Genomic DNA, 26,936 nt, shown 5'->3' with positions numbered 1-26,936 from the left:
GTTAAACTAAAACTCCAGACAAACAACGCGTACCAGAGGTACGCGTTGCCGTTCTAACTTTTTTTACTTCGCCTGACGCTTCTGGTAGTCGCTGGCGGCCTTCACAAAGCCTGCAAACAGCGGATGCCCGTCGCGCGGCGTAGAAGTAAATTCCGGGTGGAATTGGCAGGCAACGAACCATGGATGGTTAGGCACCTCGATGATCTCGACTAACTGATCATCCCCGGAACGGCCCGCAACACGCAGACCCGCAGCTTCAATCGGTTTCAACAACATGTTGTTGACTTCATAGCGGTGACGATGGCGCTCGGTGATGGTTGGCTCGCCATACAGCTTGCGAACCACGCTATCGTCGGACAGCTGGCAGGCCTGTGCGCCAAGACGCATAGTGCCACCCAGATCGCTCTTCTCGGTACGGACTTCGACGTTACCTTCTTCGTCGCGCCATTCAGTGATAAGCGCCACTACAGGGTACTTACAGTCTGGCACAAATTCCGTAGAGTTCGCGTTTTCCATTCCCGCTACGTTGCGCGCAAATTCGATCAGCGCAACTTGCATACCCAGGCAGATGCCGAGGTATGGAATATTGTTTTCACGCGCATAGCGCGCGGTGGCGATCTTGCCTTCTACACCACGGTAGCCGAAGCCGCCAGGGATGAGAATCGCATCCAGATCTTTCAGAATTTCGACGCCACGCGTTTCAACATCCTGCGAGTCAATCAGCTTGATGTTCACGGAGACGCGGTTCTTCAGACCACCGTGCTTCAGCGCTTCGATGACTGACTTATAGGCGTCCGGCAGTTCAATGTACTTGCCGACCATACCGATAGTCACTTCACCAGCCGGATTGGCTTCTTCGTAAATAACCTGTTCCCATTCAGACAGGTTAGCTTCCGGACAGTTCAAGCTGAATCGTTTACAAATATAATCGTCCAGGCCCTGTGATTTCAACAGGCCCGGGATTTTATAAATGGAATCGACGTCTTTCATTGAAATAACGGCTTTTTCAGGCACGTTACAGAACAATGCAATTTTCGCACGTTCGTTCGCTGGAACCGCGCGATCGGAGCGGCAAACCAGGATGTCTGGCTGAATACCGATGGAGAGCAGTTCTTTTACTGAGTGCTGAGTCGGCTTGGTTTTCACTTCACCTGCGGCGGCCATGTACGGCACCAGGGTCAGGTGCATGAACAGCGCGTGCTCACGACCAATATCGACAGCCAGCTGACGAATCGCTTCAAGGAATGGCAGGGATTCGATATCACCTACGGTTCCGCCGATTTCGACCAGCACCACGTCGTGGCCTTCGCCGCCCGCAACGATGCGTTCTTTGATTGCGTTAGTGATGTGTGGGATAACCTGAACAGTTGCCCCCAGGTAGTCACCGCGGCGCTCTTTACGCAGAACGTCTGAGTAGATGCGGCCAGTCGTGAAGTTGTTACGACGGGTCATTTTGGTGCGGATGAAACGCTCGTAGTGGCCAAGATCCAGATCGGTTTCAGCGCCGTCTTCAGTAACGAACACTTCCCCGTGTTGGATTGGGCTCATGGTGCCCGGATCGACGTTGATGTACGGATCCAGTTTCATCATGGTCACATTGAGGCCACGGGCTTCAAGAATGGCTGCGAGGGAGGCTGCGGCAATGCCTTTACCCAGAGAGGATACGACCCCGCCGGTCACAAAAATATAGTTCGTTGTCATGCTGAACCTGAGAAGTTAGGGTGAAACGATGGAATAACCAGGACGGGAAAGTAGTATACCCGAACACGGCGAGCGCCACAAACTTTCATTCTCCGTCTCCATTCCAGGCCATGACAAACATAAGGAGTGAGAAAATAGCCCCTTTTGGGTAAATGTTTTTGACGCAAATCAAGCGCTTGTCATTTAAAAAATCACACAAATTGCGCTTGATCGCAAAATCTCTTTAGAGATCATGTTCCTGGCGTTTTACTTCCTGCCAGACTTCTTCCATGGCTTCGAGGTCGATTCCGGTCATTTCCAGGCCGCGTGAGGCCACAATCCGCTCAACTTCGCGAAAGCGTCGCTCGAACTTAATGTTGGCTTTTTGCAGGGCGGTTTCCGCTTTTACACCCAAATGGCGCGAAAGATTGACGGTCGCGAAAAGCAGGTCGCCCATCTCCTCTTCCAGCTTTGCTTCATCCACAACCGCCTGCTGCGCTTCATGCATCACTTCGTCGATCTCTTCATGCACTTTATCCAGCACCGGCCCCAGGGAGTCCCAGTCAAAACCCACGGCGGAGCAGCGTTTCTGGATTTTATGCGCGCGCATCAGCGCGGGCAGACTTAGCGGAATATCATCCAGCGCCGAGTGCTGGGATTTTTCGGCCCGCTCGGCGCTTTTTATCTGCTCCCAGCGAGCCAGCACTTCCGCGCTGTTGCCTGCGGTGGCATCGCCAAAAATATGCGGATGGCGGCGCTCCAGCTTGTCGCTGATGGCAGCGCAGATGTCGTCAAAGTTAAAGCGCCCTTCTTCCTGTGCCATCTGCGCATAGAACACCACCTGGAATAACAGGTCGCCCAGCTCGCCGCGCAGGTCGTCAAAATCCTCGCGTGAAATGGCGTCCAGCACTTCATAGGTTTCTTCGAGGGTGTACGGGGCGATGGTGGCGAAAGTCTGCTCCTTGTCCCACGGGCAACCGTTCTCCGGGTCACGCAGGCGTTTCATGATGCCGAGCAGGCGGTCGATTTGAGTCATAATCTGTTCCATTAAAAAACAAGCCGGGTGGCGGCAAAGCCTTACCCGGCCTACATAAGAAAGTGCAGTTAACCGCCGTGCAGACGACGCGCGTCTATCACATCCGGCACCTGGTTCAGTTTGCCGAGCACGCGGCCCAGTACCTGCAGGTTGTAAATTTCGATGGTCATATCGATGGTGGCAAGCTGCTCGCGGGTATCGCTGCGGCTGGCAACGCCCAGCACGTTAACCTTCTCGTTGGCGAGAATGGTCGTGATGTCGCGCAGCAGGCCGCTGCGGTCATTGGCGGTGACGCGCACCACCAGCGAGTAGCCTGCAGAGTAGCTTTCGCCCCAGACCGCTTCCACGATGCGCTCCGGCGCATGTGACTGCAGCTCAGCAAGCTGGTCACAGTCTGAACGGTGGATCGAAATCCCGCGCCCCTGAGTGATAAAGCCGACGATATCGTCACCTGGAATAGGCTGACAGCAGCGGGCAATGTGGTGCATCAGATTGCCCACGCCTTCCACGACCACCCGGCCGTTATCTTTGCTGCGCTGCTGCGGCGCATGGGTTTTCTGCTGCAGCTGCTTCAGCGCCGCCGCATCCTGCTCCGCCGCACTTGGCTTGTTGAACTGCGCCTGCAGGAAGTTCACCATCTGATTCAGACGGATATCTCCGCCGCCAATGGCCGCTAACAGTTCGTCAAGCTCGTTGAAGTTGTAGCGTGGCAGCAGGAATTTCTCCGCCTCTTTCAGGCTGATCCCCACATGCTCCAGTTCGTCATCGAGGATCTGGCGACCGGCAAGGATGTTTTTATCGCGATCCTGCTTGCGGAACCAGGCGTGGATCTTGGAGCGCCCGCGGCTGGTGGTGACATAGCCCAGGTTCGGGTTCAGCCAGTCGCGGCTCGGGTTGGGCTGCTTCTGGGTGATGATCTCAATCTGGTCCCCCATCTGCAGCTGATAAGTGAATGGCACGATTCGTCCGCCGATTTTCGCCCCGATGCAGCGGTGCCCCACATCGCTATGGATGTGGTAGGCGAAGTCGAGCGGCGTGGAGCCCGCGGGCAGGTCGACAACGTCCCCTTTCGGGGTAAAGACGTAGACCCGGTCGTCGAAGACCTGGCTGCGCACTTCATCGAGCATTTCGCCGGAATCAGCCATCTCTTCCTGCCACGCAATCAGCTTACGCAGCCAGGCGATGCGGTCTTCGTGGCCAGAACGCGCGCCGCCGGACGTACCCTCTTTGTATTTCCAGTGCGCGGCCACGCCCAACTCGGCGTCTTCGTGCATCTGTTTGGTGCGGATCTGGATCTCAACCGTTTTGCCGCCGGGGCCAAGCACCACGGTATGAATAGACTGGTAGCCGTTCGGTTTCGGGTTCGCCACATAGTCGTCGAACTCGTCCGGCAGGTGGCGGAAGTGAGTATGTACTATCCCCAGCGCGGCGTAGCAGTCCTGCAGACGCTCCGCCACAATACGCACGGCGCGCACGTCAAACAGCTCGTCAAAGGCGAGGTGTTTCTTCTGCATTTTGCGCCAGATGCTGTAGATGTGCTTAGGTCGACCGTAGACTTCGGCGCGCACGTTCTCTTCTTTCATTGACTGACGCAGCCCGCTGACAAACTCGTCGATGTAGTGTTCACGATCGATACGGCGTTCATGCAGAAGTTTGGCAATGCGCTTGTATTCCGCAGGGTGCAGATAGCGGAAGCAGTAATCTTCAAGCTCCCATTTCAGCTGACCGATACCTAAGCGGTTCGCCAGCGGCGCATAGATATTTGTACACTCCTTGGCGGCAAGGACGCGCTCGTCTTCCGGCGCATCCTTCACTTCGCGCAGGTGCGCAATACGTTCGGCAAGCTTGATGACCACGCAGCGGAAGTCATCCACCATGGCCAGCAGCATTCGCCGGACGTTATCAACCTGTTCTGAGGAGACGGAATCGGTATGGGCAGCTTTAAGCTGGCGGATGGCCGCCATATCGCGCACGCCGTGGATCAGCGCGACGACGGAGGTTCCGACGCTGTCACGCAGCACGTCTTCGCTGACCACGTCAGCATCGGCGAGCGGAAACAGAAGCGCGGCCTGCAGCGTTTCGATATCCATGTTCAGCATGGAGAGAATTTCGACCATTTCGATGCCGCGCCACAACAGCAGCTCGGCGTCAGGATGTCCCTGCGTGGTGCGCAGACAATAGGTCCAGGTTTCGGTTAAGCGTTCACACGACTGCTGGCTGGAAATCCCCAGACTTGCGATCCATTTTTGAGGGTCAAACTCACCAGCTTTATTAAGATGTGCACTTCTTACCGCAACCATCGTCCTCTCCTTTAGGGACCAGGGCCTGTCGAAGTCGACAAGCCAAACAAATTAGATGTGCTCAAACAACGCCATCGATTCCAGATGTCCAGTGTGCGGGAACATGTCCAGCATTGCCAGACGCTGAATCTGGTAACCCGCACTGATTAATGCCTCGCTGTCCCGGGCAAGCGTCGCCGGGTTACAGGAAACATAGACCAAACGCTTCGGCGCGAGTTTAATAATATGTGCCATTACGCCCGGAGCACCGGCACGTGCCGGGTCGAGCAAAATTTTATCAAAGCCCTGCTTCGCCCACGGCTGTTGAGTCACATCTTCCTCAAGGTTTTGATGAAAAAATGTCACATTTTGCAAGCCATTCTGTAGGGCGTTTTCCTGTCCTTTGGCGACCAGCGCCTCAACGCCTTCCACACCCACCACGTTTGCCGCTTTCTGCGCCAGGGGCAGCGTGAAATTACCCATACCGCAGAAGAGATCGAGCACCCGGTCGGTCGGCTGGATATCCAGCCAGTCCAGCGCTTTTTCAATCATCTGCTGATTCACGCCGTCATTGACCTGGATAAAATCCCGCGGGCTGAACGTTAAGCGTAGCCCGTTTGACGCATACCAGGGAGCCTCTCCCGTAACCTGCACAAGTATCTCGCTTTGTGGTGCCAGGAAAAGCGCAAGCTTGTGGGAATGCGAAAAGCGTTCCAGTTTTTCGCGATCTTTTTCAGACAGCGGCGCAGTATGGCGCAGCACCATCAGCGGGCCGTTGTTAGCCAGAACCAGTTCCACATGTCCGAGATGGCGAACACCTTCGAGCCTGGATAGACACTGGTGCACATCAGGGAGCAATGCCTCAAGTTGGGGCACCAAAACAGGGCACTGCTTTATATCCACGATATCGCTGGCGCTGGCTTTACGAAATCCCATCTCCAGCCGCTCGGTTTTTGGCTGATAACTGAGGCTCAGGCGCGCGCGCCGACGGTAGCCCCAGGGCTGCCCGGCGATAATCTCGTTAACCTCGTGCTTAAGCTGACGCGCCAGCGCGCTGCTTTTACTTTTTTGCTGTAAAACTACGCTGGCATGCTGTTGCTGGCAGCCCCCGCAGACGCCAAAATGGGGGCAGCGAGGCACTTCGCGTTCCGGGCTATCGCTCAGTCGGCGCTTTACCTGGCCGCGCGCGTATTGGCGTTTATCTTCCGTCAGCGTAATTTCTGCTCGTTCTGATGGCAGCAAACCTGTTATAAACAGTGTCTTACCGTTGTGCCGCGCTACCCCCTGACCAAAGGGATCTAGGTCCGTGGCTTCAACAGTTATGATCTGACGCGTCGTCACGCGTCGCTTTGCAGAGTAGAATTGCGCCATCGCTGAGATTTTTCTCACATATAAACATAATTGTCCTAATTGTCCCATAACGGAACGCCATGACCAACTACAGCCTGCGTGCACGCATGATGATTTTGATCCTCGCCCCCACCGTATTGATCGGTTTGCTGCTGAGTATCTTCTTTGTGGTGCATCGCTATAACGATTTGCAGCGACAGCTGGAAGACGCCGGAGCCAGCATTATCGAACCGCTGGCGGTCTCCAGCGAGTACGGGATGAACCTGCAAAACCGGGAATCCATTGGTCAGTTAATTAGCGTCCTGCATCGTCGTCACTCGGACATCGTGCGGGCTATCTCCGTTTATGATGAAAACAACCGTCTGTTTGTTACCTCGAATTTTCACCTTGACCCGACGTCCCTGAAAATTCCTGACGGCACGCCGTTCCCGCGCCATCTCACCGTATTGCGGCGAGGGGATATTATGATCCTGCGCACGCCAATCATCTCCGAAAGCTATTCTCCTGATGAATCCGCTCAGTCTGAAGCCAAATCCAGCAACAACATGCTGGGATATGTGGCGCTGGAGTTGGATCTCAAGTCAGTCCGACTGCAGCAGTACAAAGAAATATTTATCTCCGGCGTGATGATGCTCTTCTGTATCGGCATTGCGCTGATTTTCGGCTGGCGACTGATGCGCGATGTGACGGGGCCGATTCGAAACATGGTCAACACCGTTGACCGTATCCGTCGCGGCCAGCTCGACAGCCGCGTAGAAGGGTTTATGTTGGGCGAGCTGGATATGCTGAAAAACGGCATCAACTCAATGGCGATGTCGCTGGCGGCGTATCATGAAGAGATGCAGCACAACGTTGACCAGGCCACTTCCGACCTGCGCGAAACGCTGGAGCAAATGGAGATTCAGAACGTCGAGCTGGATCTGGCGAAAAAACGCGCCCAGGAAGCCGCGCGCATTAAATCCGAATTCCTTGCCAATATGTCACACGAGCTGAGAACCCCGCTGAACGGCGTGATCGGCTTTACCCGTCTGACGCTGAAAAGCGAGCTTAACCCCACCCAGCGCGACCACCTGCATACTATCGAACGTTCGGCCAACAACCTGCTGGCGATCATTAACGACGTGCTGGACTTCTCGAAGCTGGAGGCGGGCAAGCTGATCCTCGAGAGTATTCCGTTCCCGCTGCGCGGCACGCTGGATGAAGTAGTGACGCTGCTTGCGCATTCGTCACACGATAAGGGGCTGGAGCTGACGCTCAATATCAAAAACGACGTGCCGGATAACGTCATTGGTGACCCGCTGCGTCTGCAGCAGGTCATCACCAATCTGGTGGGTAACGCGATCAAGTTTACCGAGAGCGGCAATATCGACATTCTTGTCGAAAAGCGGGCGCTCAGTAATAACAAGGTACAGATTGAGGTGCAGATCCGCGATACCGGTATCGGCATACCGGAGCGCGATCAGTCGCGTCTGTTCCAGGCATTCCGTCAGGCGGACGCCAGTATTTCCCGCCGCCACGGGGGAACCGGCCTGGGGCTGGTGATCACCCAAAAACTGGTAAAAGAGATGGGCGGCGATATCTCCTTCCACAGCCAGCCTAACCGGGGCTCGACCTTCTGGTTCCATATCAATCTCGATCTCAACCCGAACGTCATGACCGATGGGCCAGTGACCGACTGCCTGAAAGGGATGCGTCTGGCCTACGTTGAGCCAAATGCCGCAGCGGCACAGTGCACGCTGGACGTGTTAAGCACTACGCCGCTGGAGGTGGTCTACAGTCCGACCTTCTCTGCGCTTGCCGTTGAGCACTACGATATCCTGCTGATGGGGATCCCGGTCACCTTTACGGGCGAACTGACCATGCAGCAGGAGCGCCTGGCGAAAGCGACATCAATGACCGATTACCTGCTGCTGGCCCTGCCTTGCCATGCACAAATTAACGCCGAAGAGCTGAAAAACGACGGGGCCGCCGCCTGCCTGCTCAAACCGCTCACGGCCACACGCCTGCTGCCAGCGCTCACCGAATACTGTCGTCTGAGCCAGCACGCGCTGCCGCTCGTCAGCGACGAGCAAAAGCTGCCGATGAGCGTGATGGCGGTGGACGATAACCCGGCAAACCTGAAGCTGATTGGCGTGCTGCTGGAGGATCAGGTTCAGCACGTGGAACTGTGTACCAGCGGTGCGCAGGCAGTGGAACAGGCTAAACAAATGCAGTTCGATTTGATTCTGATGGATATTCAGATGCCGGGTATGGACGGTATTCGCGCCTGCGAGCTTATCCGCCAGCTCCCGCATCAGCAGCAAACGCCGGTTATTGCGGTGACCGCGCACGCCATGGCCGGACAGAAAGAAAAATTGCTGAGCGCCGGGATGAATGATTATCTGGCTAAGCCTATCGACGAAGAGAAACTGCATAGCCTGCTGGTGCGCTACAAACCGGGGCATATTGGCGGGACGTACACGGTTGCAGCAGAATCGCCGGAGATTAGCGTCAATCAGAATGCCACCTTCGACTGGTCGCTGGCGCTGCGCCAGGCGGCAGGGAAAACCGATTTAGCCCGCGACATGTTGCAGATGCTGGTCGACTTCCTGCCGGAAATCCGCAATAAAGTTGAAGAACAGCTGGTGGGAGAAAACCCCGAAGAACTGCTGGAAGCCATCCACAAGCTGCACGGCAGCTGCGGCTACAGCGGGGTGCCGCGGTTGAAGAACCTTTGTCAGTTGCTGGAGCAACAGTTACGCGCCGGTACGCCAGAATCCGAGCTTGAACCCGAGTTTCTGGAGCTGCTGGATGAAATGGATAACGTGACGCGGGAAGCGATGAAGGTGTTGGGGAGCTGATAGAAAAGCCCGGTGGCGCTACGCTTACCGGGCCTACAGGTGCCCTAACGTAGGCCGGGTAAGGCGAAGCCGCCACCCGGCAATCACAGCTAAAATGCCTGCCCCACTTTTAGCGCCGCCGCGATATTCCTTGCGGCCATCCTGACATTCTCGCTGGCATTTTCCAGCGCATCCTCCAGTGAACAGATGGTGTAAATCACGCTAAACACGGCGTCAATACCGTGCTTATGCACCACACCGACATCCGCCGTCAGGCTGCCCGCAATCCCGATAACCGGTTTGTTAAAGCGTTTTGCGACTTTCGCCACGCCAACGGGCACTTTACCGTGGATTGTCTGACTGTCGATGCGCCCTTCACCAGTGATCACTAAGTCGGCATCGGCAACCTGATCCGCGAGATGCAAGGCATCGGTGACGATCTCAATCCCCTGACGCAGCTGAGCGCCGCAAAAGGCGTATAGCGCGGCCCCCATCCCGCCCGCCGCACCGCCGCCGGACAGGTTCAGAACGTCGATATCCAGATCGCGGGCGATAACCTGCGCATAATGGGCAAGCGCGTTGTCCAGGTTGACAATCATCTCTGGCGTCGCCCCTTTCTGCGGGCCAAACACCGCAGTGGCTCCCTCCTCCCCCGTTAACGGGTTGGTGACATCGCAGGCAACCTCAATCCGGCACGCTTTCAGCCGTTTATCGAGACCGGTAAGGTCAATATGTGCCAGCGTGGCAAGTTCGCCGCCCCCGAGTCCGACAGGCTTCTGAGCGGCATCCAGCAATTTCGCGCCCAGCGCCTGGACCATGCCCGCGCCGCCGTCGTTGGTGGCACTGCCGCCAATGCCGATAATGATATGCTTAACGCCCGCGTCCAGCGCGTGACGGATGAGCTCGCCGGTTCCCCACGAGGTCGTTTTCAGCGGGTTGCGCTGCGAAGGTGGCACAAGCTCCAGACCGCTCGCCGCCGCCATTTCAATAAACGCACTTTGATCGTCACCGGATAACCCGTAGAACCCTTCGACAGGCTCCCCCAGCGGACCTGTCACCGGGACATGAATGATTCGCCCCTGAGTGGCCGCAACCATCGCCTCAACGGTGCCTTCGCCCCCATCGGCAACCGGTAATTTTACGTAGTTAGCCGAGGGAAAAATCTCGCGAAAGCCGCGTTCTATCGCTGTCGCTACCTCAAGAGCACTCAAACTTTCCTTATACGAGTCCGGTGCGATAACAATTTTCATAAGCCATCCTTACGCATAGTCATTACGTTAAGCATACACCACGTAAACGACCGCTCATGGGAGCGGTCCCAATGCGTTTATCGTACCATGCACGGACGTTTATTGTCGAATGTCCAGTCCGGGATCAAATACTGCATGGCTATCGCATCGTCGCGCGCGCCCAGACCGTGTTTCAGGTACAGTTCGTGGGCTTTCATCACCTGGTCCATATCCAGCTCAACGCCCAGACCCGGCGTGGTTGGCACCTGCACCATGCCGCCTTTGATTTCAAACGGCTGCTTAGTAAGACGCTGATTGCCCTCCTGCCAGATCCAGTGGGTATCTATGGCGGTGATCGCGCCCGGCGCGGCAGCGGCAACGTGAGTGAACATTGCCAGCGACACGTCGAAGTGATTGTTGGAGTGTGAGCCCCAGGTCAGGCCGAACTCGTGGCACATCTGCGCCACGCGAACTGACCCCTGCATCGTCCAGAAGTGCGGGTCCGCCAGCGGAATATCGACGGACTGAAGGGATAAGGTATGCCCCATCTGGCGCCAGTCGGTGGCGATCATATTGGTTGCCGTTGGCAAACCGGTGGCGCAGCGAAACTCGGCCATTACCTCGCGCCCGGAGAAGCCCTGCTCGGCCCCACACGGATCTTCCGCGTAGGCCAGCACGCCTTTAAGCTGCTTACCGATTTTAATCGCTTCATCAAGCGACCATGCGCCGTTCGGATCCAGCGTGACGCGCGCCTGCGGGAAACGTTTTGCCAGCGCGGTAATGGCCTCCGCCTCTTCTTCCCCTGCCAGTACACCGCCCTTCAGTTTGAAGTCGTTGAAGCCATATTTTTCGTAAGCGGCTTCGGCCAGACGCACCACCGCGTCAGGCGTCATCGCTTCATCGTGGCGAACGCGGTACCAGTCGCAGTGCTCATCCGGCTGGCTCTGGTACGGCAGCGGCGTCAGCTTGCGGTTGCCGACAAAGAACAGATAGCCCAGCATTTCCACTTCGGTGCGCTGCTGACCCTCGCCCAGCAGGGACGCAACGTTCACGCCAAGATGCTGACCAAGCAGATCCAACATTGCCGCCTCAATACCGGTGACCACGTGGATGGTCGTACGCAGGTCGAAGGTTTGCAGCCCGCGCCCGCCCGCATCGCGGTCCGCAAAGGTGCTACGCACGCTATTGAGAACATTTTTGTATTCGCCGAGGGTTTTCCCCACCACCAGCGGAATGGCGTCTTCCAGCGTTTTGCGGATCTTTTCCCCGCCCGGAATTTCGCCCACGCCCGTATGGCCGGAATTGTCTTTGATAATCACGATATTGCGGGTAAAGAACGGCGCATGCGCGCCGCTCAAATTCATCAGCATGCTGTCATGGCCCGCAACCGGAACGATCTGCATGGAAGTGACTACAGGGGTAGAAAATGTGCTCATGGTTCAATCCTTTTATCAGTGACGTCCAAAAACAGGGCGCTTACGGTCAAATGTCCAGCCGGGGATCAGGTACTGCATCGGGCCCGCGTCGTTACGCGCGCCGCCTGGCAACCTCTTATACGCCTCGTGCGCTTTGTGGATCTGATCCCAGTCAAGCTCCACGCCCAGCCCTGGCGCATCCGGTACGGCAATGCTGCCGTTTTTGATCTCCAGCGGATTTTTCGTCAGTCGGGCTTCCCCTCCCGTCGGCAGCGTGTTTTCGCGGTGGTCGGCGTCAGTCGGGCTTCCCCCTCCTGCCAAATCCAGTGGGTGTCGATGGCGGTCGGGTTACCCGGTGCCGCCGCGCCAACGTGGGTAAACATCGCCAGCGAAATGTCGAAATGGTTGTTGGAGTGACAGCCCCAGGTCAGCCCCCAGTCGTCGCACAGCTGCGCCACGCGCACCGCACCGGACAGCGTCCAGAAGTGCGGGTCAGCCAGCGGAATATCCACCGAATTGAGCATGACCGCATGGCCCATTTCACGCCAGTTGGTGGCGATCATGTTAGTGGCGACCGGCAGCCCGGTGGCGCGTCGGAACTCGGCCATCACTTCACGACCAGAGAAACCCTGTTCGGCACCGCACGGATCTTCCGCGTAGGTCAGTACATCGCCCAGACCTTTACACAGCGAGATGGCTTCATCCAGTAACCATGCGCCGTTCGGGTCAACGGTGATCCGCGCATCGGGGAAACGCTTTTTCAGCGCGCGGGCAGTTTCAATTTCCTGCTCGCCGGGCAGCACACCGCCTTTCAGTTTGAAATCCTTAAAACCGTAGTGGTCCTGTGCGGCTTCCGCCAGACGCACCACCGCCTCGCCGGTGAGCGCCTCCTGATGGCGCAGGTGATACCACTCATGGTTGCCCGGCGAACGGTCCAGATAAGGCAGATCGGTTTTATTACGGTCACCTACGTAGAACAGGTAGCCCAGCACCGTTACCGCATCGCGCTGTTTGCCCGGCCCCAGCAGTTCGCAGACCGGGACATTCAGCGCCTTACCGAGCAAATCGAGCAGAGCGGCTTCCAGCGCGGCAACCGCGTTGACGCGCAGTTCAAACGTCCAGGCACCTTTTCCGAAGGTATCAAAGTCAGCAGACTGGTTACCCTTATGTACCCGCTGAACCACTTTGTTCAGACGGGCCACTTCCTGGCCCACCACCTGTGGAATGGCATCAACCAACGTCTGGTAAATCACCTCTCCGCCCGGCGCTTCGCCAACGCCGGTATTCCCCGCGCTGTCGGTCAGTACCACGATATTGCGGGTAAACCAGGCGTTATGCGCGCCGCCAATATTGAGCAGCATGCTGTCCTGTCCAGCCACCGGGATGACCTTCATCTCAGTGACGACAGGGCTTGATTGCGTTGTCATCATCCACGCTCCCCTACAGGTTTAAGTTCGACGCGTTTGATATCGCCGACCAGCACCAGGTAACTCAGCACCGCCACCAGCGCATGCACCCCTACGTAAATCAGCGCACCGTTAAAGGAGCCGGTGGTGCCGACGATGTAGCCGATAGCGATTGGCGTAACAATCCCCGAAATATTGCCGAACATGTTGAACAGACCGCCGCTCAGGCCGCTGATCTCTTTCGGTGCCGTATCCGCCATCACCGCCCAGCCCAGCGCGCCAATGCCTTTGCCGAAGAAGGCCATCGCCATAAAGCCGATAATCATCCACTCAGCGCTCACGTAGTTACAGAACACCATGGTCATGGAGAGCAGCATCCCGAGCACGATAGGCGTTTTACGCGCGATATTGAGAGAGCCGGTGCGGCGCATCAGCCAGTCGGAAATCACCCCGCCGAGCACGCCGCCCACGAAGCCGCAGATGGCCGGGATCGAGGCAACAAACCCCGCCTTCAGAATCGACATGCCGCGCGCCTGCACCAGATAAACCGGGAACCAGGTGATGAAGAAGTAGGTTAAGGCGTTGATGCAGTACTGGCCCAGATAGATACCGATCATCATGCGCGAGCCGACGAGCTGTTTGATCTGCGCCCATTTCTGGCTGAACGGGACTTTTGCTTTTGCGGATTTCTGATCCATGTTGATCAGCGCCCCGCCCTCTGCGATGTACTCCAGCTCCTTCTTATTCACGCCCGGGTGTTGATTGGGTTCATGGATCACTTTCAGCCAGATAAAGCTGATGACGATCCCAAGCCCCCCCATGAAGAAGAAGACGTGTGACCAGCCCACCTCATGCGTCAGCCAGCCCATGATTGGCGCGAAGATCACCGTGGCGAAGTATTGTGCGGAGTTGAAAATCGCGACCGCGGTTCCCCTCTCCTGTGCCGGGAACCAGGCTGCGACAATGCGGCTGTTCCCCGGGAAGGAAGGCGCTTCCGCTAAGCCAACCAGGAAGCGCAGCGTGAAGAGCGCAACGATAATGCCGAAGCCGCTGAAGATATCGACGAAACCCTGCAGCAGGGTAAACATCGACCAGATAAAGATGGACCAGAAATAGACCCGTTTTGAGCCAAAGCGGTCAAGCAGCCAGCCGCCAGGAATTTGGCCGATGACATAGGCCCATGAAAACGCCGAGAAAACATAACCCATGCCGACCGGATCAAGTCCGATATCTTTTGCCATCTCAGAACCAGCAATCGACAGCGTGGCGCGGTCACCGTAGTTGAAGGATGTGACGATAAACAGCATCACCACTATCCAGTAGCGAGCGTTAGTGCGCTTCTCTGCGCTGCTCGCCGCCTGGCTTAATGAACTCATAGTTGCACTCCTGAATCATAGCTTTCGCCTGGTTCATTCTGTACAGCACCTGTAGGGTAATCAGAATGAGAGATAAGTGTTCGGCAGTTTTGGTACGGCTGAAGGCCGTTTTATGGTGAAGCGCTGCCTTATTGGGTAACTGACGGGAAAAGTATATGAAGGAGTGTCGCTCTTCCTCACCGTGCATCGACACAACATTGAAGGGGGAGTGAGACGTGGTTTGGGGCATAAGCCCAAAGCAGTGGAAGATGGTTCACGGAATTGAGGTTTTCGTGCGGCTTTGTTGCCGGGTGGCGGCTTCACCTGACCCGGCCTACAAACGACAAAACTAGTTAAGCAGCGTTGCCCAGTGCTCAACCCACGGGTTTGATTCGCTTTCTGGCTCCGGGTGTTCGCCTGCGTCAATCAGCAGCATCTCGCCGACGCGCTGGGCGCTCTGCTCCTGCAAAAGGGCATCGAACTGTTTACCGCCGCCGCAGAAGTTGGCGTAAGAGCTGTCGCCCAGGGCAATGATGCCGTAGTGCACGTTCGGCTGATAGCCAAGCCGGTCTTTAATGCCCTGGAACAGCGGCACGATGCTGTCCGGCAGATCGCCCTGCCCGGTCGTGGAGGTCACCACCAGAATGTATTTATCTTGATACTTTTCCCAGTCTGCCAGTTCCGGGTCTTCATAGACCGTGGCTTTATGGCCCTGGCTGGCGAGTATTGCCTCTGCTTCTTCCGCGACCAGCAGCGAGTTGCCGTACATTGTGCCGACAAAAATGCCTACTTCAGCCATGCTTTGCTCCCTTAATTATTGCGCTTGCTGTTCATCCTGAACGTTGCCTGATACAAACTCAACCCTTTCATTTTCGGGGAGTTGCCCCAGCCAGCCAAATTGTGACAGCGCCTGCATCCAGACGTCGTCCAGCCCCGCGCGGATAGTCAGCGGTTCGCCGGTGAACGGGTGCGTCAGGCTCAGCTCGCTGGCGTGCAGCATCAGGCGATGGCAGCCAAAATGCTCGGCCGCGCTGCGGTTCTGGCGCAAATCACCGTGCTTGCTGTCGCCAATAATCGGGTGGCGCAGATGCGCAAGGTGGCGGCGAAGCTGATGCTTGCGCCCGGTTTTAGGCAAAAGCTCAACCAGGCTGTAGCGTGTGGTCGGAAACTTACTGGTCGCCACCGGCATTTCGGTCGTCGCCATGCCGCGATAATCCGTCACTGCGGGCTGTGGTCCCTTGTCATCACGGGCAAATTTATCGGCGATTTTATCCAGTTCCTCCACCAGCGGATAATCGAGCGTGGCGGCTTCCGTCAGCCAGCCGCGCACAATCGCGTGGTAGCGCTTTTGCATCTGATGCTGTTCAAACTGCTGCGAAAGCAGACGTCCCGCCTCGCTGGAAAGTCCCATCAGCAGTACGCCGGAGGTTGGACGGTCCAGACGATGGGCGGTAAATACATGCTGACCAATCTGGTCGCGAACGGTCTGCATCACCACCACTTTCTCATCGCGATCGAGCCAGCTGCGGTGCACCAGCCAGCCTGACGGCTTGTTGACTGCCACCAGCCACTCATCCTGATAGAGGATCTCAAGCGTCATGCATCGTCACCGGCAAAGAGCGCATCCAGGCGTTCTAATTCAACCAGCATAACCTCGCGGGCGGGATGGGTCGCTTCCAGCGCCATTTCATAATAGGGAGAGACGGCAAATGCCTGCGGCAGCGGATGGTCACCGTCCAACAGAGCGTGCATGCGCGGAATCAATACCCATTGCAGCCACTCAACGGGAGCCAGCTTATCCAGGCAGAATGGCTGGGTACTTGCGAATGCTTCTGGCTGCGGCGCGATCTCCTGCCACAGCTGATGTTGGCGCAAGAGTGCTTCGATGGCGTGCAACTGGGCACGAACGCTATCGTGTTGCGTCATAGTCACCTCAACTGAAAAACTGAACGGCGCGCAGCATAGCATTGCAGAACGCAGAAATAAAAAAAGGGAGCACTGTAAAAACAGTGCTCCCGGTTCGTTCCGCAGCATTCCAGCTACAATTCGTGCTCCCTGCTCATCCGTGACAACTTTTCCTGAAGCCCGAAGGCCCGGTCATCCGTCTACCTTTCGCATCCTGCTCACATCATCCTGACGTGATTGTTTCATCCTGAAACGTCCTGGCCGTCCAGACCCACCGACCATCCTGACCGGCTCTCGTTCTCCTTCCTGGAGGTGTCCTTTACGCATCCTGCGCGATCCACTTTGCTTCATCCTGAAGCCTTCCTGCAGCGCCATCCTGACGAGTCCTGAGTAAGAAACGCCATCATCCTGATGTTCGTTTCTCGTGTCGGCTTCCTGTCGACGGAGATAGAATCCGCTATTCCGCTTCGTCTTACAACCCACCCCGTGAGCGCTGTAAGACGTCAGAAATCCCTAAAAACGATGCAATGAATAAGTAATCCATTGAAAAACAGCGTAATATTAATCTTAATTAAATGAGGTAATACTGAATGATCCAGCGATCTCTCACAAACCTTGTAAGAGATCTCTCACACGCGCCGTAGCATCATGGATTACAGAAGTGGCTCAAGTTGGGTGAGGAAATCCGCAAGAGAGGGGGCGAGAGTCTCGCGATTGCGGGTACCGATAGTCTCTTTAACCACTTCACCGGACAGGTTGCAGACGGAGATAACATCCAGTTCGCTGTCCAGCGTGGCAATAAAGAGCGTCGGAGAAAGCTTAAGGCGCTTTTGCGTGACCAGGTGACCAATCAGGTTTTCCTGTACACGCTGCAGATCGTCTTCGCTCCAGGTCTGCAACAGCGTCAGCGTAATATCAGCAAAGCGCGCAGGCATATCCCCTGCAAACTGCGCGGTATAAAACGCGTGAACCGCTGGTTGTACCACAATGTCCATTGCCCGTTCAACCGCATTTACATTTTGCTCGCCTGCAAAGGGTTTCGGCTGCCAGATAACGTAATCGTCGAGCGAAGAGATAATGCACGGCGAGGGTACGCCATATAAATCAGCGCTTTGCGGCCACGTCCCCTGTTTTTCATGCCATGCATCGCAATAGCGGGTCGTGAAGGTCGTCAGGGCATTTGCAGTTTCAATATCCACCGATTTCTCTCTTCTTGTAAGACAGGATAAACTCAGGCCATAAGTGTACCTGTAAAGTGGCTATGAAACATGTCTTACGAAAATCATCAGGCGTTAACCGGCTTAACGCTGGGTAAATCGACCGATTACCGCGACACCTACGATGCAAGCCTTCTGCAGGGCGTGCCCCGCAGCCTGAACCGCGACCCGCTTGGGTTACACGCGGACGCACTGCCGTTTGTCGGCGGCGACATCTGGACGCTGTACGAACTCTCCTGGCTTAACGCGCGCGGGCTGCCGCAGGTGGCCGTCGGCCATGTGGAGCTGGATTACGCCAGCGTTAACCTTGTCGAGTCGAAAAGCTTCAAGCTTTATCTCAACAGTTTTAACCAGACAACATTCAACAGTTGGGAAGACGTCCAGGCTACGCTGGAGCGGGATTTACGCGCCTGTGCGCAAGGAAACGTTGCCGTATCGCTGTATCGCCTGAATGAGCTGGAAGGGCAGCCTATCGCCCACTTTAACGGTGCCTGCATTGACGATCAGGACATTGACGTTGAAAGCTATGAGTTCAGTACCGACTACCTCGAAAACGCGGCAAGCGGAAAGGTGGTTGAAGAGACGCTGGTGAGCCATCTGCTGAAGTCCAACTGTCTGATCACCCACCAGCCAGACTGGGGCTCGGTGCAGATCCAGTATCGCGGGCCGAAAATCGACCGGGAAAAATTGCTGCGCTACCTGGTGTCGTTCCGCCATCACAACGAATTCCACGAGCAGTGCGTGGAGCGCATCTTTAACGACATTATGCGTTTCTGCCAGCCAGAAAAGCTGAGCGTTTATGCGCGCTACACCCGCCGTGGTGGACTGGACATCAACCCGTGGCGTACCAATACCGATTTTGTGCCTGCAACGGGCCGTCTGGTGCGTCAATAATATAAATATTTTCACAATATGCGCGGTATCTTCCGCGCTTTAGGTTGTGAAACGTCACGCGCCAGGGCTATTGTAATCAACAGGGAAAGACGATAATCGTCCCGTAAGGAGCTCACTTGATTACACATATTAGCCCGCTTGGCTCAATGGATATGTTGTCGCAGCTGGAAGTGGACATGCTTAAACGCACGGCCAGTAGCGATCTCTATCAACTGTTTCGTAACTGTTCACTTGCCGTACTGAACTCCGGAAGCCTGACCGACAACAGTAAAGAGCTGCTGTCTCGCTTCGAAAGCTTTGATATCAACGTGCTGCGGCGCGAGCGTGGCGTGAAGCTTGAAGTCATCAACCCGCCGGAAGACGCCTTTGTCGACGGGCGCATTATTCGCTCTCTGCAGGCCAACCTGTTTGCCGTGCTGCGCGACATTCTGTTCGTTAACGGGCAGATCCACAACGCTGGCCGTTTCCAGCATCTCGACCTGGAAAGCTCGGTCCATATCACCAACCTGGTGTTCTCGATTCTGCGTAACGCCCGTGCCCTGCACGTGGGCGAAGCACCGAACATGGTCGTCTGCTGGGGCGGTCACTCCATTAACGAGACCGAATACCTGTATGCGCGTCGGGTGGGCACCCAGCTTGGCCTGCGCGAACTGAATATCTGTACCGGCTGTGGTCCGGGCGCGATGGAAGCGCCAATGAAAGGTGCCGCAGTGGGACACGCGCAGCAGCGCTATAAAGAAGGACGTTTTATCGGTATGACCGAGCCGTCCATCATCGCGGCTGAGCCGCCTAACCCATTGGTTAACGAACTGATTATCATGCCAGATATAGAGAAACGTCTTGAGGCGTTTGTCCGTATCGCTCACGGCATTATCATCTTCCCTGGCGGCGTGGGCACGGCGGAAGAGCTGCTTTATCTGCTGGGTATTCTGATGAACCCGGCCAACAAAGATCAGGTTCTGCCGCTGATCCTGACCGGGCCGAAAGAGAGCGCAGACTACTTCCGCGTACTGGACGAATTTATCGTGCATACGTTGGGTGAAGCCGCGCGTCGTCACTATCGCATCATCATTGACGATGCCGCAGAAGTGGCTCGCCAGATGAAGAAATCAATGCCGCTGGTGAAAGAGAACCGTCGTGATACCGGGGATGCTTACAGCTTTAACTGGTCAATCCGCATCGCGCCGGATCTGCAGATCCCGTTTGAACCTTCGCATGAAAATATGGCGAACCTGAAGCTCTATCCCGATCAGCCAGTGGAAGTGCTGGCCGCCGATCTGCGCCGCGCCTTCTCCGGCATTGTAGCAGGTAACGTGAAAGAGGTGGGGATCCGCGCCATTGAAGAATTTGGGCCGTATAAGATCCACGGTGACCCGGAAATGATGCGTCGCATGGATGACATGCTGCAGGGCTTTGTCGCACAGCACCGCATGAAGCTGCCGGGTTCGGCCTATATTCCTTGCTACGAAATCATCAAATAAGATTTCAACCTGCGCTTTCAAAGCCGGATCCTGTCCATCAGGGTCCGGCTTTTTTATTACTGATGCAATTCATAGACATCATTTATGTTATTTATACCTTTCCCCCATACGCAAACGATTACCTCGTTTTCGTAACCGTAAAATATCAGCCTTAATCAAAATTACCTGCCAGAAAATCCTAAAAACCCATTTCTTTACAGCGTAACCCTCCTAACTCACGGGCCAGCCTTTCAAGCTACATGTCGTTAATGGTAGCCTTCGCGCCCGTAAATTCTCTTTGACGTTTTTTTGACAGATAAATGGTCTAAACATGCCCACATAGAGAGTGGATTATTGCAATTGGGATCAGGATCACTGAAGGATTCATAACGAAAATGTATCTTTCCGCCCGCCAATAGTTACGGGTGAAAATTATTAAAAAACCGTCACTGAACGAATTTCATATTACCGTCAGGCACTTTTTCATCGGATTTGACTAAAAACCTGACAATTTGCTTCCTCCAGGAGATACAGATGGAAACCACTCAAACCAGCACCGTTGCTTCGATTGATTCCCGAAGTGGTTGGCGCAAAACGGATACCATGTGGATGCTTGGCCTTTACGGCACAGCAATCGGCGCTGGTGTACTGTTCCTTCCTATCAACGCAGGCGTCGGCGGTCTGATCCCGCTGATCATCATGGCTATCATCGCTTTCCCGATGACCTTCTTTGCACACCGCGGCCTGACCCGCTTCGTGCTGTCCGGTAAAAACCCGGGCGAAGACATCACTGAAGTGGTTGAAGAGCACTTTGGCGTCGGCGCAGGTAAACTGATTACCCTGCTCTACTTCTTCGCGATTTACCCAATTCTGCTGGTTTACAGCGTGGCGATCACTAACACCGTTGAAAGCTTCATGACGCACCAGCTGCAGATGACGCCGCCACCGCGCGCCATTCTGTCTCTGATCCTGATCGTCGGCATGATGACCATCGTGCGTTTCGGTGAGCAGATGATTGTGAAAGCAATGAGCGTACTGGTCTTCCCGTTCGTTATTGCTCTGATGGTACTGGCCTGCTACCTGATCCCGCAGTGGAACGGTGCCGCGCTGGAAACCCTGTCCCTGAGCAGCGCATCCGCAACCGGTAACGGCCTGCTGATGACCCTGTGGCTGGCCATTCCGGTCATGGTATTCTCCTTCAACCACTCGCCAATCATCTCCTCCTTCGCGGTAGCGAAGCGCGAAGAGTACGGCAATGGCGCAGAGAAGAAGTGCTCCAGCATCCTGGCTCGCGCTCACGTGATGATGGTACTGACCGTGATGTTCTTCGTCTTCAGCTGCGTACTGAGCCTCTCCCCGGTGGATCTGGCGGCAGCGAAAGAGCAGAACATCTCTATTCTGTCTTACCTGGCGAACCACTTTAACGCACCGGTCATTGCCTGGATGGCGCCAATCATCGCGATTATCGCTATCACCAAATCCTTCCTGGGCCACTACCTGGGCGCGCGTGAAGGCTTCAACGGTATGGTGATTAAATCTCTGCGCGGTAAAGGCAAGAGCATTGAAATCAACAAGCTGAACAAAATCACTGCACTGTTCATGCTGCTCACCACCTGGGCGGTAGCGACCCTGAACCCAAGCATCCTGGGCATGATTGAAACCCTGGGCGGCCCGGTCATCGCGATGATTCTGTTCCTTATGCCAATGTACGCGATTCAGAAAGTCCCTGCGATGCGTAAATACAGCGGCCATATCAGCAACGTATTCGTTGTGATTATGGGCCTGATTGCCATCTCCGCCATTTTCTACTCGCTGTTCAGCTAATACCTCCTGCGCCGTCTTCGGGCGGCGCACTCCTCCCCTCTGACTGATAGCAATGGACGCATCATGATTAGCGTATTCGATATTTTCAAAATCGGTATTGGTCCTTCCAGCTCTCACACCGTCGGACCAATGAAAGCCGGTAAACAATTCACGGATGACTTGATTGCACGCGGCATCTTGCACGACATCACCCGCGTGGTCGTCGATGTATACGGTTCCCTTTCCCTGACCGGTAAAGGCCACCATACCGATATCGCCATTATCATGGGCCTGGCGGGTAACCTGCCGGATACCGTTGATATTGACGCGATCCCTGGCTTCATCCAGGACGTAAACACCCACGGTCGCCTGCTGCTGGCAAACGGCGAGCATGAGGTTGAATTCCCGGTTGACCACTGCATGAATTTCCATGCGGACAACCTGTCGCTGCACGAAAACGGCATGCGCATTACCGCGCTGGCGGGCGACAAAGCGGTATACAGCCAGACGTATTACTCTATCGGCGGCGGTTTTATTGTCGACGAAGACCACTTTGGTCAAACCAACACTTCCGCCGTTGACGTGCCTTATCCGTACAAAAACGCGGCGGATTTGCAGCGTCACTGCCAGGAGACAGGCCTGTCCCTTTCCGGCCTGATGATGAAAAATGAACTGGCGCTGCACAGCAAAGAAGAGCTGGAACAGCACTTTGCAAACGTCTGGGACGTGATGCGCGGCGGTATCGAGCGCGGGATCACCACGGAAGGCGTCCTGCCGGGTAAACTGCGCGTGCCGCGCCGTGCGGCAGCGCTGCGTCGTATGCTGGTGAGCACCGACAAAACCACGACTGACCCGATGGCGGTGGTGGACTGGATCAACATGTTCGCGCTGGCGGTAAACGAAGAGAACGCCGCGGGCGGCCGCGTTGTTACCGCACCAACCAACGGTGCGTGCGGTATCGTTCCGGCGGTGCTGGCGTACTACGACAAGTTTATCCGCGAAGTGAACGCAAACTCACTGGCGCGCTATATGCTGGTCACCAGCGCAATTGGCTCACTGTATAAAATGAACGCCTCCATTTCCGGTGCGGAAGTGGGCTGTCAGGGTGAAGTCGGCGTGGCCTGCTCCATGGCGGCGGCGGGTCTGGCTGAACTGCTGGGTGCAAGCCCGGCGCAGGTGTGCATTGCGGCTGAAATCGGCATGGAGCATAACCTGGGGCTGACCTGCGACCCGGTCGCCGGACAGGTGCAGGTACCGTGCATCGAACGTAACGCGATTGCCTCCGTGAAGGCGGTGAACGCGGCACGTATGGCGCTGCGCCGCACCAGCGAACCGCGCGTCTGTCTCGATAAAGTTATCGAAACCATGTACGAAACGGGTAAAGATATGAACGCCAAATACCGCGAGACCTCACGCGGTGGCCTGGCGATGAAGATCGTGACCTGCGATTAAGCCTCTCAGGAAGCCTCGTTTTGCGAGGCTTCTTCCTGTTTTCCCCACCATTCATAGTTTCATGCTGCTGACAGTGTTACCCTTCACGCATTAGATAGAAGGGAGATTATCTGTGGCCGTTCATTTACTTATCGTCGATGCACTCAACCTGATTCGCCGTATCCATGCGGTACAGGGCACGCCCTGTAAGGACACTTGCCTGCACGCGCTGGAACAGCTTATCCGCCACAGTGAACCCACCCACGCGGTCGCGGTATTTGATGACGAAGCCCGCAACACGGGCTGGCGACACCAGCGTCTGCCTGACTACAAAGCCGGACGCGCGCCGATGCCGGACGATCTTCATGCAGAGTTACCCATGATACGCGCGGCATTTGAACAGCGCGGCGTCCCCTGCTGGGGCGCACACGGAAATGAAGCCGACGATCTCGCGGCCACTCTGGCCGTAAAGGTGGCGAGCGCCGGGCATCAGGCCACTATCGTTTCAACTGACAAAGGCTACTGTCAGCTGCTCTCGCCGACTGTCCGCATTCGCGACTATTTTCAAAAACGCTGGCTGGACGCGCCGTTTATTGCCGGTGAGTTCGGCGTCTCGCCTGAGCAACTGCCGGATTACTGGGGGCTGGCAGGCATCAGCAGCTCTAAGGTTCTGGGTGTTGCCGGTATTGGGCCGAAAAGCGCCGCGCAGCTGCTAACGGATTTTCAAAGTCTGGAAGGGATTTACGCCCGTCTGGATGAGGTACCGGAAAAGTGGCGCAAGAAGCTGGAGGCGCATAAAGAGATGGCGTTTATCTGCCGGGAAATCGCAACGCTACAGACGGATTTACAGCTGGACGGGAATTTACAGCAGTTGCGATTAGAACGCAGCTAGTTCCCTCTCCCCAGTGGGGAGAGGGTTAGGGTGAGGGGACTATCGCTCGTCGCGACGTCCGCCGACCGCAGCCCACCAGCGACGAATATGCACCGTCACTTCTTCACGGTCGTGATACAGCTGACGCGCCTGAATCTCCACGTTAATACCGTGTTCATCCATCTGCTCCTGAATGTACGCCAGATTCTGAGAGACTTCCTCGTAGCGCTTTTTCATCGGCAGCTTAAGGTTGAAGATTGTCTCACGACACCAGCCGTTCACCAGCCAGGAGGCCATCAGCGCAGCCACTTTCGCCGGTTTCTCAACCATATCACACACCATCCAGGAGATGTTGTTGCGGGTTGGACGGTAGCGGAAACCGTCTTCACGCAGCCAGGTGACCTGTCCGGTATCCATCAGGCTTTGCGCCATTGGGCCGTTATCGACAGACGAAACCCACATATTGCGTTTCACCAGTTGATAGGTCCAGCCGCCCGGGCACGCGCCAAGGTCGACGGCGTACATGCCGTTTGCCAGACGCTCATCCCACTCATCCGCCGGGATAAAGACGTGGAACGCCTCTTCCAGCTTGAGCGTGGAACGGCTCGGCGCATCGGACGGGAAGCGCAAACGCGGGATGCCCATAAAGAAGGGCGAGTTGTTGGTGGTATAGGAATAGCCGGTATAGCAGCAGCCAGGGGCGATAAAGAAGATATGCACCACCGGACGCTTCGGCGTTTCGTAGTTCGTCAGCACGCCCGCGTCACGCAGCGCCGCACGCAGCGGCACGGTAAATTTGCGGCAGAACTTCATCAGCTCTTTGCTTTCGTTGGTATCGGCAACCTCAACGCGCAGATCGCCCCCCTTCTCCACCACGCCCTGCAGCATGCCGACAATCGGCGTGATGCGGTCTTCCGGCGGCAGATCTTTCAGCAGCTCGCCCGCGACAAACATCTGACGCGCGAAGATCAGCGAGCTAAACGGCAGCTCACGAGCCAGCTTGTCGGCGTCTTCAGGCTGATAACATTCGAATATCACATAACCCGCGTTCTCTTTTACGCGAGCAAAACCGAAGACTTCGCGCTTCGCGGCTTTATCCGTAATTTCCGCGGCGCACTCTTTCTCAAACCCCGGGCGACAATATAAAACAACCTTATTCATGAACAACGCCCTTGCGTTTCAGACGGATAGCTCCGATAAACATTAATACCCATCCCGCCAGGAAGCTGACGCCGCCGACAGGAGTAACAAACGCCCACAGGCGCAAATGAGAGAGTGCAAGGCAGTACAGGCTACCGCTGAACAGCACGGTACCCAGCGCCATAAACACGCTACTCCAGTAAAACCAGATGCTGATGCGGCGCTGCATTGCCACCGCCAGCCCAAAGATTGCCAGGGTGTGAAACGCCTGATATTCAAGGCCGGTCTGGATCCAGCCCATCTCTACCACCCCTAAAGTTTTGCTTAACACATGCGCGCCAAAAGCACCCAGTGCCACAAAAATAAAGCCACTCACCGCGGCAAAAATCAGCATGAATCGGCTGGTCATGTTTCAGTCCTAAAGTGATGCGTGCACAGCACACAAAAGTTATTGTTCATACCTGAAGCGGAATTTTTCTTGCTCGTTTGCCGCTTTAGACAGGATCCACTGTCGGAAGGCGGCTATTTTACCCAGTTCTGCCTGACTGTCATGACAAACCAGATAAAACGCATTCTTGCTGACCAGAACATCATTAAACGGGCAGACCAGACGGCCAGCCTCAATTTCGGACTGTGCCATCACGTTGTTCGCCAACGCGACGCCCTGCCCGTGAATAGCAGCCTGTAACACCATCGCGCTGTGGCTAAAAATGGGTCCCTGCTGCACATTTATATGGTTAAGACCTAATTGGCGGGTATAAGTTTGCCAGTCACGGCGAGAAGCATCATGCAAAAGCGTATGTTGCGCCAAATCAGCGGGCGTTTTCAGCGCCTTGTCGCCTGTCAGCAGCAGCGGCGAACAAACAGGCAGCAGATATTCTGCGTATAATTTTTCAACACGCAAGCCCGGCCAGTTGCCGCGGCCATAAAAAATAGCGACATCCACATCGTCAGCCAGTTTGTCTTCCTGACGATCCACGGCCTGGATTCGAACGTCGATTCCCGGATAAGCTGAGTTAAAGCTTGAGAGTCTTGGCACCAGCCACTGAATGGCAAAACTGGGCAATAAACTGACCGTCAGCGCGCCTTTGGCACTTCTGGCCTGCAGTTTCCGCGTGGCTTCCGTCAGTTGGGAAAAAATCTCTTTAATATCCTGAAAATAGCTCTGGCCTTCTTCAGTCAGAAGCAAGGAGCGGTTGCGTCGACGGAACAGCTTAAGCCCCAGAAAATCCTCCAGGGACTTGATTTGATGACTTACTGCGGCCTGAGTCACAAAAAGCTCATCTGCTGCGCGGGTGAAACTCAGGTGACGTGCTGCTGCATCAAAAACACGTAATGCATTAAGAGGTGGCAATCGCTTCGACATGGTTATCTGGCTTAGATGTTAACGAGATTTAACATATAGGAAACAACGTTTAACCTATTAGTTTTTTTTATCTGAGCCATTATAATTTGTCCGTTGAGGAACTACCAGCAAATACCTATAGTGGCGGCACTTCCTGAGCCGGAACGAAAAGTTTTTTGGAATGCGTGTTCTGAAGGGCTTTTGGCTTACGGTTGTGATGTTGTGTTGTTGTGTTTGCAATTGGTCTGCGATTCAGACCACGGTAGCAACGCTACCAATTTTTCACTTCCTGTACATTTAC

Annotated in this window: 20 protein-coding genes and 1 pseudogene; 6 read left to right on the top strand and 15 right to left on the bottom strand. The window is 55.6% G+C overall.

Features of this window, described 5'->3' with window-relative positions:
• Nucleotides 1-63 precede the first annotated feature (63 nt).
• The 4 genes from pyrG to rlmD all read right to left on the bottom strand — a co-directional run bounded on the left by pyrG (nucleotide 64) and on the right by rlmD (nucleotide 6,366).
• Nucleotides 64-1,701: a glutamine hydrolyzing CTP synthase gene (pyrG, locus tag EXW94_RS12205; protein WP_010434601.1), complete on the bottom strand. Its 1,638-nt coding sequence runs from the start codon at nucleotides 1,699-1,701 to the stop codon at nucleotides 64-66.
• A gap of 223 nt (nucleotides 1,702-1,924) precedes the next feature.
• Nucleotides 1,925-2,716, bottom strand: coding sequence for a nucleoside triphosphate pyrophosphohydrolase (gene mazG, locus EXW94_RS12200; RefSeq protein ID WP_108416369.1), 792 nt, complete (start codon nucleotides 2,714-2,716; stop codon nucleotides 1,925-1,927).
• Nucleotides 2,717-2,784: 68 nt separating this feature from the next.
• Nucleotides 2,785-5,016, bottom strand: coding sequence for a GTP diphosphokinase (gene relA, locus EXW94_RS12195; protein ID WP_010434605.1), 2,232 nt, complete (start codon nucleotides 5,014-5,016; stop codon nucleotides 2,785-2,787).
• Nucleotides 5,017-5,067: 51 nt separating this feature from the next.
• On the bottom strand, nucleotides 5,068-6,366 hold the full coding sequence (gene rlmD, locus EXW94_RS12190; RefSeq protein WP_174340200.1) for a 23S rRNA (uracil(1939)-C(5))-methyltransferase RlmD: 1,299 nt from the start codon (nucleotides 6,364-6,366) through the stop codon (nucleotides 5,068-5,070).
• Nucleotides 6,367-6,425: 59 nt separating this feature from the next.
• Here rlmD and barA point away from each other — a divergent pair, with 59 nt between their 5' ends.
• Complete coding sequence (gene barA, locus EXW94_RS12185) at nucleotides 6,426-9,185, top strand: two-component sensor histidine kinase BarA (protein ID WP_174340199.1); 2,760 nt, start codon at nucleotides 6,426-6,428, stop codon at nucleotides 9,183-9,185.
• 89 nt (nucleotides 9,186-9,274) lie between these two features.
• Here the strand turns inward: barA and EXW94_RS12180 are convergent, their stop codons facing one another.
• The 8 genes and pseudogenes from EXW94_RS12180 to syd form a co-directional block, all read right to left on the bottom strand.
• Nucleotides 9,275-10,414 carry a glycerate kinase gene (locus EXW94_RS12180; RefSeq protein ID WP_174340198.1) on the bottom strand — a complete coding sequence of 380 codons (1,140 nt, stop codon included), beginning with the start codon at nucleotides 10,412-10,414 and terminating at the stop codon, nucleotides 9,275-9,277.
• Nucleotides 10,415-10,491: 77 nt separating this feature from the next.
• Nucleotides 10,492-11,829, bottom strand: coding sequence for a glucarate dehydratase (gene gudD / locus EXW94_RS12175; protein ID WP_174340197.1), 1,338 nt, complete (start codon nucleotides 11,827-11,829; stop codon nucleotides 10,492-10,494).
• Between the two features lie 15 nt (nucleotides 11,830-11,844).
• Nucleotides 11,845-13,235, bottom strand: a pseudogene (locus tag EXW94_RS12170) (enolase C-terminal domain-like protein).
• On the bottom strand, nucleotides 13,235-14,590 hold the full coding sequence (gene gudP / locus EXW94_RS12165; RefSeq protein ID WP_089601178.1) for a galactarate/glucarate/glycerate transporter GudP: 1,356 nt from the start codon (nucleotides 14,588-14,590) through the stop codon (nucleotides 13,235-13,237). The pseudogene EXW94_RS12170 and the gene gudP overlap by 1 nt, the downstream one beginning before the upstream one ends.
• Before the next feature lie 328 nt (nucleotides 14,591-14,918).
• Nucleotides 14,919-15,368, bottom strand: a complete 450-nt coding sequence (locus EXW94_RS12160) for a flavodoxin (RefSeq protein WP_042713494.1) — start codon at nucleotides 15,366-15,368, stop codon at nucleotides 14,919-14,921.
• A 15-nt stretch (nucleotides 15,369-15,383) separates the two neighbouring features.
• The gene (gene truC, locus EXW94_RS12155; protein ID WP_042713496.1) at nucleotides 15,384-16,169 is read right to left on the bottom strand and encodes a tRNA pseudouridine(65) synthase TruC; all 786 of its coding nucleotides are present in this window, start codon (nucleotides 16,167-16,169) and stop codon (nucleotides 15,384-15,386) included.
• Nucleotides 16,166-16,495: a YqcC family protein gene (locus tag EXW94_RS12150; RefSeq protein ID WP_108416535.1), complete on the bottom strand. Its 330-nt coding sequence runs from the start codon at nucleotides 16,493-16,495 to the stop codon at nucleotides 16,166-16,168. Before EXW94_RS12150 ends, truC begins: the two co-directional genes overlap by 4 nt.
• Before the next feature lie 632 nt (nucleotides 16,496-17,127).
• The gene (syd, locus tag EXW94_RS12145) at nucleotides 17,128-17,673 is read right to left on the bottom strand and encodes a SecY-interacting protein (RefSeq protein WP_100166312.1); all 546 of its coding nucleotides are present in this window, start codon (nucleotides 17,671-17,673) and stop codon (nucleotides 17,128-17,130) included.
• 69 nt (nucleotides 17,674-17,742) lie between these two features.
• Here syd and queF point away from each other — a divergent pair, with 69 nt between their 5' ends.
• The 5 genes from queF to xni all read left to right on the top strand — a co-directional run bounded on the left by queF (nucleotide 17,743) and on the right by xni (nucleotide 24,171).
• The gene (gene queF / locus EXW94_RS12140; RefSeq protein ID WP_108416361.1) at nucleotides 17,743-18,585 is read left to right on the top strand and encodes an NADPH-dependent 7-cyano-7-deazaguanine reductase QueF; all 843 of its coding nucleotides are present in this window, start codon (nucleotides 17,743-17,745) and stop codon (nucleotides 18,583-18,585) included.
• Between the two features lie 116 nt (nucleotides 18,586-18,701).
• Nucleotides 18,702-20,066, top strand: coding sequence for a nucleotide 5'-monophosphate nucleosidase PpnN (ppnN, locus tag EXW94_RS12135; protein WP_174340196.1), 1,365 nt, complete (start codon nucleotides 18,702-18,704; stop codon nucleotides 20,064-20,066).
• Between the two features lie 513 nt (nucleotides 20,067-20,579).
• Nucleotides 20,580-21,869: an HAAAP family serine/threonine permease gene (locus EXW94_RS12130; protein ID WP_010435092.1), complete on the top strand. Its 1,290-nt coding sequence runs from the start codon at nucleotides 20,580-20,582 to the stop codon at nucleotides 21,867-21,869.
• Between the two features lie 63 nt (nucleotides 21,870-21,932).
• Nucleotides 21,933-23,300 (top strand): L-serine ammonia-lyase, encoded by a 1,368-nt coding sequence (locus tag EXW94_RS12125; RefSeq protein ID WP_089601170.1) that lies wholly within the window; start codon nucleotides 21,933-21,935, stop codon nucleotides 23,298-23,300.
• A gap of 112 nt (nucleotides 23,301-23,412) precedes the next feature.
• The gene (gene xni / locus EXW94_RS12120; RefSeq protein ID WP_174340195.1) at nucleotides 23,413-24,171 is read left to right on the top strand and encodes a flap endonuclease Xni; all 759 of its coding nucleotides are present in this window, start codon (nucleotides 23,413-23,415) and stop codon (nucleotides 24,169-24,171) included.
• Between the two features lie 39 nt (nucleotides 24,172-24,210).
• On the opposite strand, the gene rlmM is transcribed toward xni, so the two are convergent.
• From rlmM to gcvA, 3 genes are read right to left on the bottom strand one after another with little or no spacing between them, the layout of a single operon-like run.
• The gene (rlmM, locus tag EXW94_RS12115) at nucleotides 24,211-25,311 is read right to left on the bottom strand and encodes a 23S rRNA (cytidine(2498)-2'-O)-methyltransferase RlmM (protein ID WP_010435097.1); all 1,101 of its coding nucleotides are present in this window, start codon (nucleotides 25,309-25,311) and stop codon (nucleotides 24,211-24,213) included.
• The gene (locus EXW94_RS12110) at nucleotides 25,304-25,699 is read right to left on the bottom strand and encodes a DUF423 domain-containing protein (RefSeq protein ID WP_010435099.1); all 396 of its coding nucleotides are present in this window, start codon (nucleotides 25,697-25,699) and stop codon (nucleotides 25,304-25,306) included. The genes rlmM and EXW94_RS12110 overlap by 8 nt, the downstream gene beginning before the upstream one ends.
• Before the next feature lie 39 nt (nucleotides 25,700-25,738).
• Nucleotides 25,739-26,656 (bottom strand): glycine cleavage system transcriptional regulator GcvA, encoded by a 918-nt coding sequence (gene gcvA / locus EXW94_RS12105; protein ID WP_010435102.1) that lies wholly within the window; start codon nucleotides 26,654-26,656, stop codon nucleotides 25,739-25,741.
• Nucleotides 26,657-26,936 lie beyond the last annotated feature (280 nt).

The sequence above is a fragment of the Enterobacter sp. JMULE2 genome (assembly GCF_013337145.1).
GTDB lineage: Bacteria > Pseudomonadota > Gammaproteobacteria > Enterobacterales > Enterobacteriaceae > Enterobacter > Enterobacter mori.
Note: the sequence above shows the minus strand (reverse complement) of the source record. Positions and strands in the feature narration are given on the sequence as shown.

Excerpts from the sequence above, each read along its gene's own strand:
- rlmD (WP_174340200.1), bottom strand. The coding sequence starts at position 6,366 with ATGGCGCAATTCTACTCTGCAAAGCGACGCGTGACGACGCGTCAGATC.
- EXW94_RS12125 (WP_089601170.1), top strand. The coding sequence starts at position 21,933 with ATGATTAGCGTATTCGATATTTTCAAAATCGGTATTGGTCCTTCCAGC.
- EXW94_RS12150 (WP_108416535.1), bottom strand. The coding sequence starts at position 16,495 with ATGACGCAACACGATAGCGTTCGTGCCCAGTTGCACGCCATCGAAGCA.
- EXW94_RS12110 (WP_010435099.1), bottom strand. The coding sequence starts at position 25,699 with ATGACCAGCCGATTCATGCTGATTTTTGCCGCGGTGAGTGGCTTTATT.
- EXW94_RS12180 (WP_174340198.1), bottom strand. The coding sequence starts at position 10,414 with ATGAAAATTGTTATCGCACCGGACTCGTATAAGGAAAGTTTGAGTGCT.
- gudD (WP_174340197.1), bottom strand. The coding sequence starts at position 11,829 with ATGAGCACATTTTCTACCCCTGTAGTCACTTCCATGCAGATCGTTCCG.
- queF (WP_108416361.1), top strand. The coding sequence starts at position 17,743 with ATGTCTTACGAAAATCATCAGGCGTTAACCGGCTTAACGCTGGGTAAA.
- rlmM (WP_010435097.1), bottom strand. The coding sequence starts at position 25,311 with ATGAATAAGGTTGTTTTATATTGTCGCCCGGGGTTTGAGAAAGAGTGC.
- mazG (WP_108416369.1), bottom strand. The coding sequence starts at position 2,716 with ATGACTCAAATCGACCGCCTGCTCGGCATCATGAAACGCCTGCGTGAC.
- gudP (WP_089601178.1), bottom strand. The coding sequence starts at position 14,590 with ATGAGTTCATTAAGCCAGGCGGCGAGCAGCGCAGAGAAGCGCACTAAC.
- truC (WP_042713496.1), bottom strand. The coding sequence starts at position 16,169 with ATGACGCTTGAGATCCTCTATCAGGATGAGTGGCTGGTGGCAGTCAAC.
- EXW94_RS12160 (WP_042713494.1), bottom strand. The coding sequence starts at position 15,368 with ATGGCTGAAGTAGGCATTTTTGTCGGCACAATGTACGGCAACTCGCTG.
- barA (WP_174340199.1), top strand. The coding sequence starts at position 6,426 with ATGACCAACTACAGCCTGCGTGCACGCATGATGATTTTGATCCTCGCC.
- relA (WP_010434605.1), bottom strand. The coding sequence starts at position 5,016 with ATGGTTGCGGTAAGAAGTGCACATCTTAATAAAGCTGGTGAGTTTGAC.
- EXW94_RS12130 (WP_010435092.1), top strand. The coding sequence starts at position 20,580 with ATGGAAACCACTCAAACCAGCACCGTTGCTTCGATTGATTCCCGAAGT.
- gcvA (WP_010435102.1), bottom strand. The coding sequence starts at position 26,656 with ATGTCGAAGCGATTGCCACCTCTTAATGCATTACGTGTTTTTGATGCA.
- pyrG (WP_010434601.1), bottom strand. The coding sequence starts at position 1,701 with ATGACAACGAACTATATTTTTGTGACCGGCGGGGTCGTATCCTCTCTG.